The organism is Microcella sp., assembly GCF_030645145.1.
Classification (GTDB): Bacteria; Actinomycetota; Actinomycetes; order Actinomycetales; family Microbacteriaceae; genus Microcella.
In genome coordinates, this window is record NZ_JAUSMI010000155.1 from 1 (window position 1) to 13,574 (window position 13,574).

At 72.2% G+C, this 13,574-nt stretch carries 13 protein-coding genes; 8 read left to right on the plus strand and 5 right to left on the minus strand.

Annotated features, from left to right (window positions below; genetic code table 11):
* The first annotated feature begins 131 nt into the window (after positions 1 to 131).
* Genes Q7T15_RS10585 through Q7T15_RS10605 form a run of 5 tightly spaced genes read left to right on the plus strand, consistent with a single transcriptional unit; the run spans position 132 to position 5,125 of the window.
* On the plus strand, positions 132 to 1,481 hold the full coding sequence (locus tag Q7T15_RS10585; RefSeq protein WP_304696062.1) for a glycosyltransferase 87 family protein: 1,350 nt from the start codon (positions 132 to 134) through the stop codon (positions 1,479 to 1,481).
* Positions 1,478 to 1,786 carry a thiamine-binding protein gene (locus tag Q7T15_RS10590; protein ID WP_304696064.1) on the plus strand — a complete coding sequence of 103 codons (309 nt, stop codon included), beginning with the start codon at positions 1,478 to 1,480 and terminating at the stop codon, positions 1,784 to 1,786. The genes Q7T15_RS10585 and Q7T15_RS10590 overlap by 4 nt, the downstream gene beginning before the upstream one ends.
* Positions 1,787 to 1,793: 7 nt before the next feature.
* On the plus strand, positions 1,794 to 2,981 hold the full coding sequence (locus Q7T15_RS10595; protein ID WP_304696066.1) for a benzoate/H(+) symporter BenE family transporter: 1,188 nt from the start codon (positions 1,794 to 1,796) through the stop codon (positions 2,979 to 2,981).
* Complete coding sequence (locus Q7T15_RS10600; protein WP_304696068.1) at positions 2,978 to 3,817, plus strand: hypothetical protein; 840 nt, start codon at positions 2,978 to 2,980, stop codon at positions 3,815 to 3,817. The genes Q7T15_RS10595 and Q7T15_RS10600 overlap by 4 nt, the downstream gene beginning before the upstream one ends.
* 9 nt (positions 3,818 to 3,826) lie before the next feature.
* On the plus strand, positions 3,827 to 5,125 hold the full coding sequence (locus tag Q7T15_RS10605; protein ID WP_304696070.1) for a GNAT family N-acetyltransferase: 1,299 nt from the start codon (positions 3,827 to 3,829) through the stop codon (positions 5,123 to 5,125).
* Positions 5,126 to 5,129: 4 nt separating this feature from the next.
* Here Q7T15_RS10605 and Q7T15_RS10610 read toward each other — a convergent pair whose 3' ends face one another.
* Positions 5,130 to 7,160, minus strand: coding sequence for a M3 family metallopeptidase (locus Q7T15_RS10610; protein ID WP_304696073.1), 2,031 nt, complete (start codon positions 7,158 to 7,160; stop codon positions 5,130 to 5,132).
* A 131-nt stretch (positions 7,161 to 7,291) separates the two neighbouring features.
* Here Q7T15_RS10610 and Q7T15_RS10615 point away from each other — a divergent pair, with 131 nt between their 5' ends.
* Entirely contained in the window at positions 7,292 to 7,963 is a 672-nt protein-coding gene (locus tag Q7T15_RS10615; protein WP_304696075.1) for a transcriptional regulator, read from the plus strand.
* A complete protein-coding gene (locus Q7T15_RS10620; protein ID WP_304696077.1) occupies positions 7,960 to 8,181 on the plus strand; it encodes a hypothetical protein in 222 nt (73 codons plus the stop codon). Before Q7T15_RS10615 ends, Q7T15_RS10620 begins: the two co-directional genes overlap by 4 nt.
* Positions 8,182 to 8,285: 104 nt before the next feature.
* On the opposite strand, the gene Q7T15_RS10625 is transcribed toward Q7T15_RS10620, so the two are convergent.
* The 3 genes from Q7T15_RS10625 to valS form a co-directional block, all read right to left on the minus strand.
* Complete coding sequence (locus Q7T15_RS10625) at positions 8,286 to 8,531, minus strand: hypothetical protein (protein ID WP_304696079.1); 246 nt, start codon at positions 8,529 to 8,531, stop codon at positions 8,286 to 8,288.
* Between the two features lie 2 nt (positions 8,532 to 8,533).
* Positions 8,534 to 8,986, minus strand: coding sequence for a GNAT family N-acetyltransferase (locus Q7T15_RS10630; protein WP_304696081.1), 453 nt, complete (start codon positions 8,984 to 8,986; stop codon positions 8,534 to 8,536).
* An 83-nt stretch (positions 8,987 to 9,069) separates the two neighbouring features.
* Entirely contained in the window at positions 9,070 to 11,661 is a 2,592-nt protein-coding gene (valS, locus tag Q7T15_RS10635) for a valine--tRNA ligase (RefSeq protein WP_304696083.1), read from the minus strand.
* Positions 11,662 to 11,953: 292 nt separating this feature from the next.
* On the opposite strand from valS, the gene Q7T15_RS10640 reads away from it, so the two are divergent.
* Complete coding sequence (locus Q7T15_RS10640; protein WP_304696085.1) at positions 11,954 to 12,895, plus strand: serine protease; 942 nt, start codon at positions 11,954 to 11,956, stop codon at positions 12,893 to 12,895.
* Positions 12,896 to 12,969: 74 nt separating this feature from the next.
* On the opposite strand, the gene Q7T15_RS10645 is transcribed toward Q7T15_RS10640, so the two are convergent.
* A partial coding sequence (locus Q7T15_RS10645) for a hypothetical protein (RefSeq protein WP_304696087.1) occupies positions 12,970 to 13,574 on the minus strand: 605 nt, incomplete at its 5' end.

The window sequence follows — 13,574 nt, forward strand, 5'->3', positions numbered from 1 at the left end:
GCGCCGCGCGCGCCGCGCGGGGTGGGGAGTGCGGGATGCGCGGTGCGAGCCGCGCGACCGCGGTGCGAGCCCCGCGACCGCGGTACCGCGGGTACGACCCTCTGTCGCACCCCCGCCACTACGCTGGCCCGGTGACCGAGCCCCGCCCCGCGCGCGCAGCAGGGGCCGCCGTCGCGCGCGGCCTCGTCGAGGTCGGCGCGCATCCCCTCGCTCTGTGGTCGGCGTTCGGGCTCATCCACCTCTGGCTCATTGGCTACAACCTGCTGGGCCCGGGGCTTCCGCTCGGCGATGTGACGCTCGTCTACCGCTTCTGGGTCGAGCAGGGCCTCATCGCGAACGACTGGGTCGGTATCGACGGGCCGTGGGTGTACCCGATCGTCGCGCTCGTGCCGATGCTCGCCGCCTACGCGCTCGGCCCCGACCCGTACCCGGTCGTCTGGCTCGTGATCGTCATGCTCATGAACGCGGGCGCCCTGCTCGTCACCGCGGGAGCCGGCCGTCGCGTGCGCGATGCGGCCGCCGCCTGGTGGTGGATGCTCTTCCTCCTCGCCCTCGGACCGATCGCGCTTGGCCGCATCGACTCGATCACGGCGCCTCTCGCGGTCGCCGCGGTCGCCCTGCTCGCCCGCCACCCCCGGACCGCCGCCGGGCTCCTCGCCCTCGCGGCGTGGATCAAGGTGTGGCCCGCCGCGATCCTCCTCGCCGCGGTCATCGGGCTGCGCGAGCGCGCGCGCATCGTGCTCGCGACGGTCGCCGTGACGATGGTCGTCGTCGCGGGCGGGCTCGCGGTCGGCGCGGGCGCCTCGCTGCTGTCTCCGCTCACCGAGCAGTCGGGGCGCGGCCTGCAGGTCGAGGCGCCGCTCACGACGCCGTGGCTGTGGGCGGCGTGGGCGGGGGAGTGGAGCGCGCGCGTCTACTACGACCGCGACATCCTCACCTGGCAGGTGTTCGGCGAGGGCTCGCAGCAGGCGGCCGCGCTCGCGACGCCGCTGCTCGCGATCGTCGTGCTCGCGATCGTCGCGCTCGGCCTGCTCGCGCTGCGCGCGGGTGCGCCGGAGGAGCGGCTCGTCCCGGCTCTCGCCCTCGCGCTCGTCGCCGCGCTCATCGTCGTCAACAAGGTGGGCTCGCCGCAGTTCGGCACGTGGCTCGCGGCCCCGATCCTCCTCGGCCTCCTGTGGCGGGCGCGCGGCGGGGCACCGTTCGCGGTGCCCGCCGGGCTCGCGCTCGCGATCGGTGCGCTCACGCAGGCCGTGTACCCGTTCCAGTACGGCGAGCTCCTGGGGCTGCAGACCCCGCTCGTGGTGATCCTCACCCTCCGCAACGCGCTCGACGTCGTGCTGCTCGGCTGGGCGATCGTCGCGGTCGTGCGGGCGTGGCGGTCCGGAGCGACGGGCGCCGAGCATCCGCCCCGCCCGCGTCATGGCACGCTGGAGGTCGACGGCCCCGCGGGCCGCGCGAGAGACAGGGAGCCCCACTCATGATCGTCGCCTTCTCGGTCGCCCCGTCAGGCGGATCCTCGACGGACTCGGTGCACGACGCGGTCGCCGCCGCCGTGCGCGTCGTGCGGGAATCGGGGCTGCCGAACCGCACGAGCAGCATGTTCACCGAGATCGAGGGGGAGTGGGACGAGGTCATGGAGGTCGTGCGGCGCGCGACGGAGGCGGTCGGCGCGTACGGCTCGCGCGTCTCGCTCGTGCTCAAGGCCGACATCCGCCCCGGCCACGTCGGCGAGCTCGACGGCAAGGTCGAGCGCCTCGAGGCCGCGATCGCGCGCCAGGAGGCGTAGCCCCTCGATGCTGCAGCCCGTCATCGCCGGAGTCATCGGCGCCGTCACCGGGTTCGCGAGCTCGTTCGCGCTCGTCATCGCCGGGCTCATCGCGGTCGGCGCGAGCCCCGCCGAGGCCGCGTCGGGCCTGCTCGCGCTGTGCCTCGGGCAGGCGGTGCTCGCGATCGCGCTCTCATGGCGGTACCGGCTGCCGCTGTCGTTCGCGTGGTCGACTCCGGGCGCGGCGCTGCTCATCGCGGCCGAGGGCACGACCGGCTCGTACGCCGCCGCCATCGGCGCGTTCCTGGTCTGCGGGTTCCTGATCGCGCTCACGGGGCTGTGGGGCGCGCTCGGGAGGGCGATGACGCGCATCCCGATGCCGCTCGCGGGCGCGATGCTCGCGGGCATCCTCTTCCCCATCTGCCTCGCCCCGGTCACGGCGGTCATCGACGAGCCGCTGCTGGCGATCCCGGTCGTGCTCGTCTGGCTCGTGCTCGTACGGCTCGCCCCCCGGTGGGCCGTCCCCGCGGCGATGCTCGTCGCGGTCGTCGGCATCGCGATCACCGCGACCGGCAGCGGGATGCTCGACGCGGGCCTCGCGCCCGCCCTCGTCGTGACGCTCCCGGTTCTCGACCCGCTCGTGATCGTGTCGCTCGGCGTGCCGCTGTTCATCGTCACGATGGCGGGCCAGAACGTGCCGGGCTTCGCGGTGCTCCGCACGTTCCGGTTCGAGCCGGTGCCGGCGCGGGCGATCCTCGTCGCCTCCGGCGGCATGACGGCCGCGGTCGCCGCGCTCGGCGGCTACGCCCTCAACCTCGCCGCGATCACGGCGGCGCTCATGGCGGGGCCGGACGCGCATCCCGACCCGCGGCGGCGCTGGGTTGCGCCCGTCGCCGGAGGCGTCACCTACGTGCTGCTGGGCCTCGCCGCGGGGGTCGCGACCGCCGTCGCCTCCGCGGCCCCGCCCATCCTCATCATCGCCGTCGCGGGTCTCGCCCTGCTCGGCGCGCTGACGACGAGCCTCGTGAGCGCGTTCGAGGCGCCCGAGACGCGGCTGACCGCGGCGGCGACCCTGATCGTCGTGGCCTCGGGCGTCGTCGTCGCGGGCATCGGGAGCGCGTTCTGGGGCCTCGTCGTCGGCGCGCTCGTCCTGTTCGTGACGACGTGGCGGGCGAGGAGTAGCGTCAGCTCCACCCCGGCGAAGGAGCAGTCATGACGAGCACCCGCGAGCCCGAGTCCGACCGCCGCCCCGGGAAGGTCGGCATCGCTCGCCGTGCCGCCGTCTACGCGATCATCGTCTCGTTCTCGCTCGCGGCGGTCGTCGGGATCATCGCGCTGCTGAGCGGCGAGTTCGGCGAGACGCAGGGCCGCATCCTGCTCACGACCGTGCTGCTCGGCGCGACGAGCATCACCGCCCTGTGCCACCTCGCCATCGCCGACCGTGCGATGCGCGTCGTCGGCGTCGTCGGCCTCGCCGCGAGCTCGGTCGCGCTCGTCACGGGCCTCGTGCTCATCTGGCGCGAGTGGGATTCCCCCGGATTCGACGACCTGCTCAAGGCCTTCGCGACCGCCGGAGTGGTCGCGGTGAGCTTCGCGCACGCGAACCTCCTGCTCCTCCTGGCCGGCCGTCGGCGGGAGGTCATCCGCATCGGGCTCATGGTGACGCTCGTCATGATCGCCGCCGTCGCGATCATGATCGTCCTCCCGATCGTCTCCGAGGGCGAGATCCCCGGCCCGCGGAACGAGGAGTGGTACTGGCGACTGTTCGGCGTCGTCGGCATCCTCGACGCGCTCGGCACGGTCGTCGTGCCCGTGCTCGCGATCTTCCTGCGCGATGCGCCGGCCGTCGCGGTCGTCGATGCGGCGGGGGATGCTCCCGCCCGCCCCGCAGGCGGCTCCGAGCGACTCGTCCTCACGCTGCCCGCCGATGTCGCGCGCACCCTCGAGCACCGCGCGTCGGCCGACGGCGTGGACGCCCCGCAGGCCGCGCTCGCTGCTCTGCGCCGCGGGCTCGCCGCGCCCGCGCCGTCACCGCAGCCCCCGGCTCACTAGCCTGGGCGGATGCTCGCCGATTTCCGCACCATCCCCGCCGACACCGCCTCACGCGATGCCCTCGCCAGCCAGGGGCTGCGCTACGAGCTCGTCGGCGGCGACACGGCCCGCCAGGACGCCTTCTCGCAGGCGGTCGCGCGCGGCTTCCACGGCGGAGCGCCCGAGGAGCAGGCGCTCGTCGAGATGCGCGAGTCATCGCGCGAGCGACGCGCGATCGGCGTCTGGGACGACTCGGCTGCCGAGCCCGAGGTGCCCGTCGCGACGGTCGACAGCTGGCCGACGCCGCTGCGCGTGCCGGGCGACCGCGACCTCGAGGCCTGGGCGATCAGCGTCGTGACGGTCGCCCCGACCCACCGGCGGCGCGGCATCGCGCGCGGGCTCCTCGAGGGCGAGCTGCGCGCGGCGATCGCGCACGGCACGCCGCTCGCGATCCTCACCGTCTCCGAGTCGACGATCTACGGCCGCTACGGCTTCGGCCCCGCCACGTGGGCGGCCGAGCTCGTCGTCGACACGAAGCGCGCGCGCTGGGTCGGGCCGACACCCGCCGGCCGCGTGCACCTCATCTCGCGCGAGAGCACTCGCGCGATCGCGCTCGACCTGGAGGAGCGCGCGCGGGCCGCGGGCGGCATCCCGACGTGGGGCGGGCATTGGGATCGCCAGCTCGGCCTCCGCCCCTCGCAGGCGTCGAAGTCGGCCGACCTCCGGGCCGTGCGCTACGACGACGCGGCGGGCGAGCCGCAGGGGTTCGCGGTGTATCGCGTCAAGGACGCCGGCCCCGACTTCACAAGGCACCCCGTCGAGATCATCGACCTCATCGCCGCGACCCCCGACGCCTACGCCGCGCTCTGGCGCTACGTGCTCGAGCTCGACCTCGTCCACGAGGTGGTCGCCTGGCAGCGCAGCGTCGACGAGCCCGTCAAGTGGATGGTCGCGGATGCCCGTGCCGTGCTCACGAGGTCGGTCACCGACCACCTGTGGGCGCGCATCCTCGACGTGCCGAGGTGCCTCGAGGGTCGCACCTGGCAGCGCGCCGGCCGCGTCGTGCTCGACGTCGCCGACGACCTCGGCCTCGCCGGCGGGCGGTTCGCGCTCGAGGTCGACGACGCGGGCGCCGCGCGCGTGACCACGACGGACGAGCCGGCCGACGTTAGCCTCGGCATCGCGGCCCTGAGCTCGCTGCTGCTCGGCGGCGCGAGCCCGATCACGCTCGCCGCCGCCGGTCGCCTGGAGGGCGACGCGGCGGCGGTCGAGCGCCTGCACGTCATGGCGGTCACTCCCGTGCCGCCGTGCCTGGGCTTCTGGTTCTAGTCGCTCAGGCGGCGAGCCCGCGCCGCGTCAGCAGCGGCTCGATGACCGCGTCGCGGCCGCGGAACTCGCGGTACGCCTCGAGCGGGTCGCGCGTGCCGCCGATGCCGAGCACGTACTGCCGGAACCGGTCGCCGTTGGCGCGCGTGAGGCCGCCGTTCTCGTGGAACCACTCGACGGTGTCGGCGTCGAGCACCTCGCTCCAGATGTAGCTGTAGTAGCCGGCCGAGTACCCGCCCGAGAACACGTGGGCGAAGTACGTCGAGCTGTAGCGGGTCGGCACGGCGGGGTTGTCTAGACCCACGCGCGCGAGCGCCTCGGCCTCGAACGCGGCGACATCCGTCACGGCCGCGGCCTCGGCGGCGCTGAGCGTGTGCCAGGCCTGGTCGAGCAGCGCCGCGGCGAGGTACTCGCTCGTCTTGAAGCCCTCGCCCCAGGTCTCGCTCGCCCGGATGCGGTCGAGGATCTCGGCGGGGATCGGCTCTCCCGTGACGTGGTGGACGGCGTAGTCGTTGACGATCTCGGGCCAGAGCATCCACATCTCGTTCACCTGGCTGGGGAACTCGACGAAGTCGCGGTACACGTTCGTGCCCGTGAAAGACGGATAGGTGACGTGCGCGAACAGGCCGTGCAGCGCGTGGCCGAACTCGTGGAAGAACGTGTTGACCTCGTCGAAGGTCAGCAGCGCCGGCTCGCCCGCGGCGGGCTTGGGCACGTTGAGGTTGTTGACGACGATCGTCGGGTGGTCGAGCAGCTCGTTCTGGCCGATGAGCTCGTTCATCCAGGCGCCGCCGCGCTTGCTGTCGCGCGTGAACAGGTCGAGCAGATAGAGGCCGAGCTGCGAGCCGTCCTCGTTCCGCACCTCGAACGCCCGCACGTCGGGGTGGTAGCCCGTGAGATCGGTGCGCTCGGAGAACGTGATGCCGAAGACCTTGGTCGCGGCGGCGAACACGCCCTGCTGCAGCACGCGCTCGGCCTCGAAGTAGGGGCGCAGGGCGGCGGTGTCGACGTCGAACTCGGCCGTGCGCACGCGCTCGCTGTAGTAGGCCCAGTCGTGCGCCTCGATGGGGTGGCCGGCGAGCGCCTCGAGCTTCTCCTGCTCGGCGCGCGCGTTGCGGGCGGCGGCGGGGGCGAGCTTCTCGAGCATCTCGGCGACGCGCGCGGGGGTCTTCGCGGTGCCGTCGGCGGTGACGAAGGCGGCGTGGTTCTCGAAGCCGAGCAGCTCGGCGCGCTCGGCGCGCAGCCGCGCGGTCTCGAGCAGCACGGCGCTGTTGTCGTTCTCGTTGCCGCGCGCGGCACGAGCGCGGGATGCCGCCATGATCCGGGCGCGGACATCGCGGTTCGTGAGGGAGGCCAGCCACGGGTGCCCCGTCGGCAGCACGAGGGTGACGAGGTGCTTGCCCTCGAGTCCGCGATCGGCGGCCGCCTGCGCTGCCGCCGAGATCTCGCCGGGGGTGAGCCCGTCGAGCTCGGCGACGTCGTCGATCACGACGGCGAGGTCGTTGGTGTCGGCGAGGAGGTTCTTCTCGAAGCGGGTCTGCAGCACCGACAGGCGCGAGTTCAGCTCGCTGAGCCGCTCCTTCTGGGCGTCGTCGAGGCCCGCGCCGGCGAGGGTCATGACGGTGTGGCGGCGCTCGATGAGGTAGCGCTGCTCGGGGATGAGGTCGAGGTCGTCGCGCTGCTCGTGGAGCGCGGCGATGCGCGCGTAAAGCGCGGAGTCGAGCGTGATGGCGTCCTCGTGCGCGGCGAGCTTCGGCGCGAACTCCTCCTCGAGGGCGTTGCTCGCGTCGTTCGAGTCGGCCGAGCTCTTGTTGAAGAACACGCGCAGCACGCGCGTGAGCAGCTGGCCGCTGCGCTCGAGGGGCTCCATGGTGTTGGCGAAGGTCGCCGGCTCGGTCTGCGCGGTGATCGCGGCGATCTCGGCGCGCTGCTCGGCCATGCCCCGTTCGATCGCGGGGCCGAAGTGATCGTCGCTGATCTCGGCGAAGGGCGGCAGCTGGTACGGCAGGGTGCTGGGGGAGAGGAAGGGATTGCTCATCCGTTCACCCTAGAGCCGTCCGCCCCGCCGATCGCGAATCTGCAAACAGTTCTCTGCAAACATTCGTCTGCAAAAAACTTTCTGCAAAGAAGTACTTGCAAAGAACCTTTTGCAAGCGTATCTTTGCAGTCATGGGACACGATCCGAACGGCAGGGCAGACCTCGAGGGCCTCAAGGCTCTCGCGCACCCCCTTCGCGTCACGATCATCGACGCGCTCTCGACCTACGGCCCGCAGACCGCGAGCATGCTCGCCGAGCGGCTCGGCGAGTCGAGCGGCTCGACGAGCTACCACCTCCGCCAGCTCGAGAAGCACGGCTACGTGGAGGAGCTCGCCGACAAGGGCACGGGCCGCGAGCGCTGGTGGCAGCGCGTCCAGGCCCCCATCTACCTCGGCGACGAGGAGACGGGCAAGAGCGAGACGGGGCGCGAGGTCTCGCGCATCGTCATGCGCGAGTTCGCCCACCACCGCGAGCAGTACTTCCGCGACTTCATCGAGCGCGGCATGACCGAGCTGAGCGAGGAGTGGCATCACGCCTCGAGCATCAACATGGCGAACGTCCACGTGACCGCCGAGCAGCTCGCCCAGCTCCACCACGACGTCGGCGAGATCGTCCACGAGTTCGTCGAGAAGCACCGCGGTCAGCGGGTGCCGGGCTCCCGCCCCGCGCTCGTGCAGTTCTACGCCTTCCCGGTCGTCGACGGAGTGGAGATCCCTGCAGAGGGAGACGCTCCTGCCGACGGCAGCACCCCCGAATCATCCGACACCACCACCACCGACACCGCGAAGGAGGAGCGAGCATGACCGCCGTCACCATGAGCACGGGCATGATCACCATCCAGCTGCCGCGCCGTCGCACTCCTGTTCTCCGCCGTCTCGCTCTGAGCGCCGGCCTCGCGCTGCTCACCTGGTTGGGCGCTCGCGCCGCGGTCAGCGGGCACGACGAGCAGGCTCGCCTCATCGCGACGGAGAACGCCGTGCGCCGCACCCGCGACGGCTTCCGCTACGGCTTCGTGCAGTAGCCCCGCCGCCCCACGATCAACGGGCGCGCCGATCCCTCCTGGTCGGCGCGCCCGTTTCGCGTCTCCAGCGCCTCGTCCGCGTGAGCGGGCTCAGGCGCGGACCGTCAGGCGTCGTGCGCGTCGTCGTCGTCGAGCGTCGTCGTGACGCTTCCGTCGTGCCCTTCGCGGATGACCGTCCCGTCGTCGAGCTCCACCACGGGTCGCCCCTCCAGCCACGTGAGGGTCCAGCGCCACTGGGTCGTGTCGCGCCCGAGCAAGTCGCCCTCGACGGCGCGGATCGCCGCGCGGACGGCCGGGCTCACGCGGGCCGGCGGCTCGCCGCCCACGGTCCAACGGGTTCCGAGCTGCATGCTCAGCACTCCTTCTCGTAGGTTACCCAGCTCGTGCGTGTCGCGAGCCGGTCGTACACGCGCTGGGCGCGGTCGTTGTCGTGCGCGGTGATCCAGCGCAGGGTTCCGCCTCCGTGCGCGGTCGCATGCGCGGCGACCGCGTCGAGCAGGGCGGTGCCGGCGCCCGACCCGCGAAGCTCCTCGTCGACGTACAGGTCGTCGAGGAACCAGCCGGGGCCGGCCGTGAAGGTGTCGGGCTGCTCGCGCACGTGCGCGAAGCCGCGGACCGCCCCGTCGATCTCCGCGACGAACGCGGTCAGCGGGTGGCGGGCATCCATCAGCCAGGCCCAGACGTCGTCGATGACAGGCGTCTCGAACGCCGTCTCGTAGAACGCGCCGTAGGCGAGGAAGAGCCGCTGCCACTCGTCGCGATCGGCGGCGGCGATCGGCCGGATCGTCAGGGGGCTAACGGTCATGCGCTCAGTGAACCACGACGCGCGCCTGGCCGAGGAATCGGCGGGGCGCGCGTCGCGAGCGGCTCGAACGAACAGGGCGCGGGCTACGGCGCCTCGGGCAACGGGGCCAGCTCGATCGCGAGCACCTCGACGCTCTCGCCCTGCTGGATGTCGAGCGTGTCGATGCGCCCGACGGCCTTGAGATCGCCGGCGGCTTCGGCGAGCAGAAGCGGTGCCGAGATCGTCGCGTGCGCGACGGGCGTCTTCTGCGAGGCCTTCGCGTCGGTCTTCGCGCGGCGGATCCCGATGAGGGCGGCCGAGACGAGCGGCAGGAGCCCGCTCGGGGCGGCCTCGACTCCGAGCTCGTCGACCGTCGGCCAGGGCGCGCGGTGGACGCTGTCGCCGTGGGTCCAGCTCCACACCTCCTCCGTGGCGAAGGGGATGACCGGCGCGAGCAGGCGCAGCATGACGTCCACCGCGCGGCGCAGCGCGGTCACGGCGCTCGCCTGCCCGTCGAGCCGATCCGACTCATCGCCGGGCGTGGAGCCGTATGCGCGCTCCTTCACGAGCTCGAGGTAGTCGTCGCAGAACGTCCAGAAGAACTGCTCGGTGACCTCGAGGGCGCGGGCGTGGTCGTACTCCTCGTAGGCCTTCGTCCCCTGGCGCACGACGTCGCCGAGGGTCGCGAGCATGTCGACGTCGAGCGGGTCGGTGACGACCGCGTCGCCCGCCGGCACGGGGAAGGAGTAGACGAACTTCGCGGCGTTGAGCACCTTGATCGCGAGGCGCCGGCCGATCTTCATCTGCTTGGGGTTCTGCGGGTCGAAGGCAGCATCGGTTCCGAGGCGCGAGGAGGCCGCCCAGTAGCGCACCGCATCGGAGCCGTGCTCGTCGAGCATGCCCTGCGGCGTGACGACATTGCCCTTCGACTTCGACATCTTCTTGCGGTCGGGGTCGACGATGAACCCCGAGATGCCGGCGTGCTTCCACGGCACGGTGCCGTGCTCGAGCTCGGCGCGCAGCACGGTCGAGAACAGCCAGGTGCGGATGATGTCCTGACCCTGGCTGCGCAGGTCGTAGGGGAAGACCAGGTCGAACAGCTCCGGGTCGTCCTCCCACTTCGCGGCGATCTGCGGGGTGAGCGACGAGGTCGCCCACGTGTCCATGATGTCGACCTCGCCGATGAAGCCACCCGGCTGGCCGCGCTGCGCCTCGTCGAACCCGGGGGCGGGCATCGACGCCGGGTCGACCGGCAGCATGTCCTCGGTCGGCACGATCGGGTCGCCCGTCTGCTCGCCGTTCTCGTCGAGGCGGTACCAGACCGGGATGGGAACGCCGAAGAAGCGCTGCCGCGAGATGAGCCAGTCGCCGGAGAGCCCGCCGACCCAGTTCTCGTAGCGAACGCGCATGAAGTCGGGGTGGAAGGCGATCTGACGGCCGTTCTCGAGCAGACGCTCGCGCAGCCCCTCGTCGCGCGCGCCGTTGGCGATGTACCACTGGCGCGTGGTGACGATCTCGAGCGGCTTGTCGCCCTTCTCGAAGAACTTGACGGGGTGCGTGATGGGTCGCGGGTCGCCGTGCAGGTCGCCCGACTCGCGCAGCAGCTCGACCATGCGGGCCTTCGCGCTGAACACGGTCTTTCCGGCGAGCTCGCCGTAGACCGCGAGGGCGTCGCCCTCGATGCCCTCCGGGGCGTCGGCGAGGATGCGGCCGTCCTTCCCGAGGATCGGGCGCGTCGGCAGGTCCAGCTCCCGCCACCACACCACATCGGTCACGTCGCCGAAGGTGCACACCATGGCGATGCCGGAGCCCTTGTCCTGCTGCGCGAGGTGGTGGGCGACGACGGGCACCTCGACGCCGAAGAGCGGCGTGCGCACGGTCGTGCCGAAGTAAGGCTGGTAGCGCTCGTCGTCGGGGTGGGCGACGAGGGCGACGCACGCGGCGATGAGCTCGGGGCGCGTGGTCTCGATCTCGATCGTTCCGCCGTCGGGCTTGTGGAACGAGACCCGGTGGTACGCACCGGGCATCTCCTTGTCCTCGAGCTCGGCCTGCGCGACGGCGGTGCGGAAGGTGATGTCCCACAGCGTGGGGGCGTCGGCGCGGTAGGCCTCGCCGCGGGCGAGGTTGCGCAGGAAGGCGCGCTGCGCGACGCGCTGCGCCTCGTCGCCGATCGTGCGGTAGGTCTGGGTCCAGTCGACGCTGAGGCCGAGCGCGCGCCAGAGGTCCTCGAACTGCTTCTCGTCCTCGACGGTGAGGCGCTCGCACAGCTCGATGAAGTTGCGCCGGCTGACGGGCACCTGGTCGGCGGGCTTGCCGCTCGTGCCGCCGCCCTCGAAGGGCGGCGTGAAGTCGGGGTCGTAGGGCAGGGCCGGCTCGCAGCGCACGCCGTAGTAGTTCTGTACGCGGCGCTCGGTCGGCAGGCCGTTGTCGTCCCACCCCATCGGGTAGAAGAGGTGCTGGCCGCGCATGCGCTGGAACCGCGCGGCGAGATCCATGTGGGTGTAGCTGAAGACGTGCCCGATGTGCAGAGAACCCGAGGCGGTCGGCGGGGGAGTGTCGATCGCGTAGACCGCGTCGGAGCCCGCGGCGAGGGCGGCGTCGCGGTCAAAGCGATAGGTGCCCTGGGCCTCCCACACCTCGCCCCACTTCGGCTCGAGACCCTCGAGGGCGGGCTTGTCGGGAATGGCGTTGCTCATGGGATCTCGCTCCGTATGGGCGGCACCGTGTCAGAGGTAAGGGTGCCTGGGTGTGGTCGTCATCCCATGCTACCGGTGGGCCCGATCAAGCCCGTCCGCCGACGTCGCGGCCGACCGTCGAGAGTAGTCGGCCGAGGCAGCCCGGAACCGGGCTTTGTGGCTAATAGACAGACCTTTCTGTCTTATCAAAGAAAATCACCCCCGGGAGGGGGGTGAGCGCCAGCATCTCATCACGTCATGATCGCGGTCCAGCCGGGCCGGCGGCACGGCGGTCACCCCCTGAAGGAGAACCATGACAACGCACGCCACCCGCGCTCGCCTGGGCGCGCTCGCCGCGCTCATGGCCGCCGCGCTGCTGTCCGCGCCGGCCACCGCCACCGCGGCTCCGAGCCAGAACGGCCTCGACAACGGCATCGAGCGCCACGTCCCCGCGCACGCCGCGTCGGCCGCCGCGTACTGGACGGAGGAGCGCATGCGCTCCGCGATCCCCGCCGACGTCCTCGTCGCCGACAACGCCCGCGCCGCGAAGAACGCGAACCCCGGCAAGCCCGTCGAAGCGGGCCAGCCGCAGCGCGTCCAGGCGCAGAAGCCGAAGGCGAGCGGCCTCACGCCGATCTCGCACGTCGGCAAGGTGTTCTTCACGCTGGGCGGCGGCAACTACGTCTGCTCGGGCAACGCGGTCTCCTCCGCCAACGAGCTCACCGTCTCGACCGCGGGACACTGCGTCAACGAGGGCGGCGGCGCCTACGCCTCGCGCTGGATCTTCGTGCCCGCCTACGAGAACGGCCGCGCGCCCTACGGGCAGTGGACGGCCACCGAGCTCGTGACGACCTCGGCCTGGGCGAACTCGGGCGACATCAGCTACGACGGCGCCTTCGCCGTCATGGCCCCGCTCAACGGCCGCACCCTGAGCGACACGGTCGGCGCGACGGGCGTCGGCTTCAATCTCTCCCGCGGGCTCGCCTACGACGCGTTCGGCTACCCGGCGGCGCGCCCGTTCACCGGCGAGACGCTCCAGGGCTGCACGGGAACGGCGCGCCCCGACCCGTACAACCAGACGCTCTCGCAGGGCATCCCGTGCGACATGACGGGCGGCTCCTCGGGCGGACCGTGGTTCACGCAGGGCCTGCAGAACTCGGTCAACAGCTTCGGCTACTCGGGCGTGCGCAACACGATGTTCGGTCCGTACTTCGGCACGGCCATCCAGCAGGCCTACCAGGCGGCGGCGAACTAGCCCCGCCCCACCGGAGAGCAGGAGCCTCGCGGTCGTCCACGCCGCGGGGCTCCTGCGCGTCGGGGACGTGCGGGCTACGGCAGCAGGCGCACGACCTCGACGGTCTGATGCGTCACGAGCCCATCGGCGTTCTCGGCCGAGACCGTGTAGAGCTGGCTCTCCTCCGAGCACTGGTACGCGAACTCGTAGGTCGCCGTCGTCGGGACCTCCTCGAACGGCTCGGCCCGCGCGTCGTCAGTGCCGATGCCGAACCACGCGGTCGTCGCGCCGTCGATGCTCCAGCTCCAGAACAGCGGAACCGATCCGCTCTCATCGGGGCAGTTGGCGGTGTTCTCCGCCTGGAAGACCGTGAACGTCGGCGCCGGGGCGGGCTCGGGGGCGGCGCTCGTCTCGGTCGGCGTCGGCGAGGGCGACGGCTCCTCGGTCTCGCTCGGCGTGGGCGAGGGGGACGGGGTCTCCGACGGCGAGGAGCTCGCGCTCGGCGTGTCCGACGCCGCAGGCGCGGGCGCGTCGTCGCGGTTCAGGAGGGCGAAGATCAGCACGACGAGCGCGATGAGCAGGATGACCGCGAGCGCGATGAGCGCGATCGCCCCGCCGCTCAGTCGGCGCGGTCCCGTGGCGGCGCTCGCCGGGGCGGGGCCCGCAGCCGGGCCGCCCCCGATGGGCGCGCTCGAGCGCG

What these genes read in the sequence shown, in the direction of transcription:
- Q7T15_RS10590 (WP_304696064.1), top strand. Translation starts at nt 1,478, where the DNA reads ATGATCGTCGCCTTCTCGGTCGCCCCGTCAGGCGGATCCTCGACGGAC.
- Q7T15_RS10595 (WP_304696066.1), top strand. Translation starts at nt 1,794, where the DNA reads ATGCTGCAGCCCGTCATCGCCGGAGTCATCGGCGCCGTCACCGGGTTC.
- Q7T15_RS10600 (WP_304696068.1), top strand. Translation starts at nt 2,978, where the DNA reads ATGACGAGCACCCGCGAGCCCGAGTCCGACCGCCGCCCCGGGAAGGTC.
- Q7T15_RS10605 (WP_304696070.1), top strand. Translation starts at nt 3,827, where the DNA reads ATGCTCGCCGATTTCCGCACCATCCCCGCCGACACCGCCTCACGCGAT.
- Q7T15_RS10610 (WP_304696073.1), bottom strand. Translation starts at nt 7,160, where the DNA reads ATGAGCAATCCCTTCCTCTCCCCCAGCACCCTGCCGTACCAGCTGCCG.
- Q7T15_RS10615 (WP_304696075.1), top strand. Translation starts at nt 7,292, where the DNA reads ATGGGACACGATCCGAACGGCAGGGCAGACCTCGAGGGCCTCAAGGCT.
- Q7T15_RS10620 (WP_304696077.1), top strand. Translation starts at nt 7,960, where the DNA reads ATGACCGCCGTCACCATGAGCACGGGCATGATCACCATCCAGCTGCCG.
- Q7T15_RS10625 (WP_304696079.1), bottom strand. Translation starts at nt 8,531, where the DNA reads ATGCAGCTCGGAACCCGTTGGACCGTGGGCGGCGAGCCGCCGGCCCGC.
- Q7T15_RS10630 (WP_304696081.1), bottom strand. Translation starts at nt 8,986, where the DNA reads ATGACCGTTAGCCCCCTGACGATCCGGCCGATCGCCGCCGCCGATCGC.
- valS (WP_304696083.1), bottom strand. Translation starts at nt 11,661, where the DNA reads ATGAGCAACGCCATTCCCGACAAGCCCGCCCTCGAGGGTCTCGAGCCG.
- Q7T15_RS10640 (WP_304696085.1), top strand. Translation starts at nt 11,954, where the DNA reads ATGACAACGCACGCCACCCGCGCTCGCCTGGGCGCGCTCGCCGCGCTC.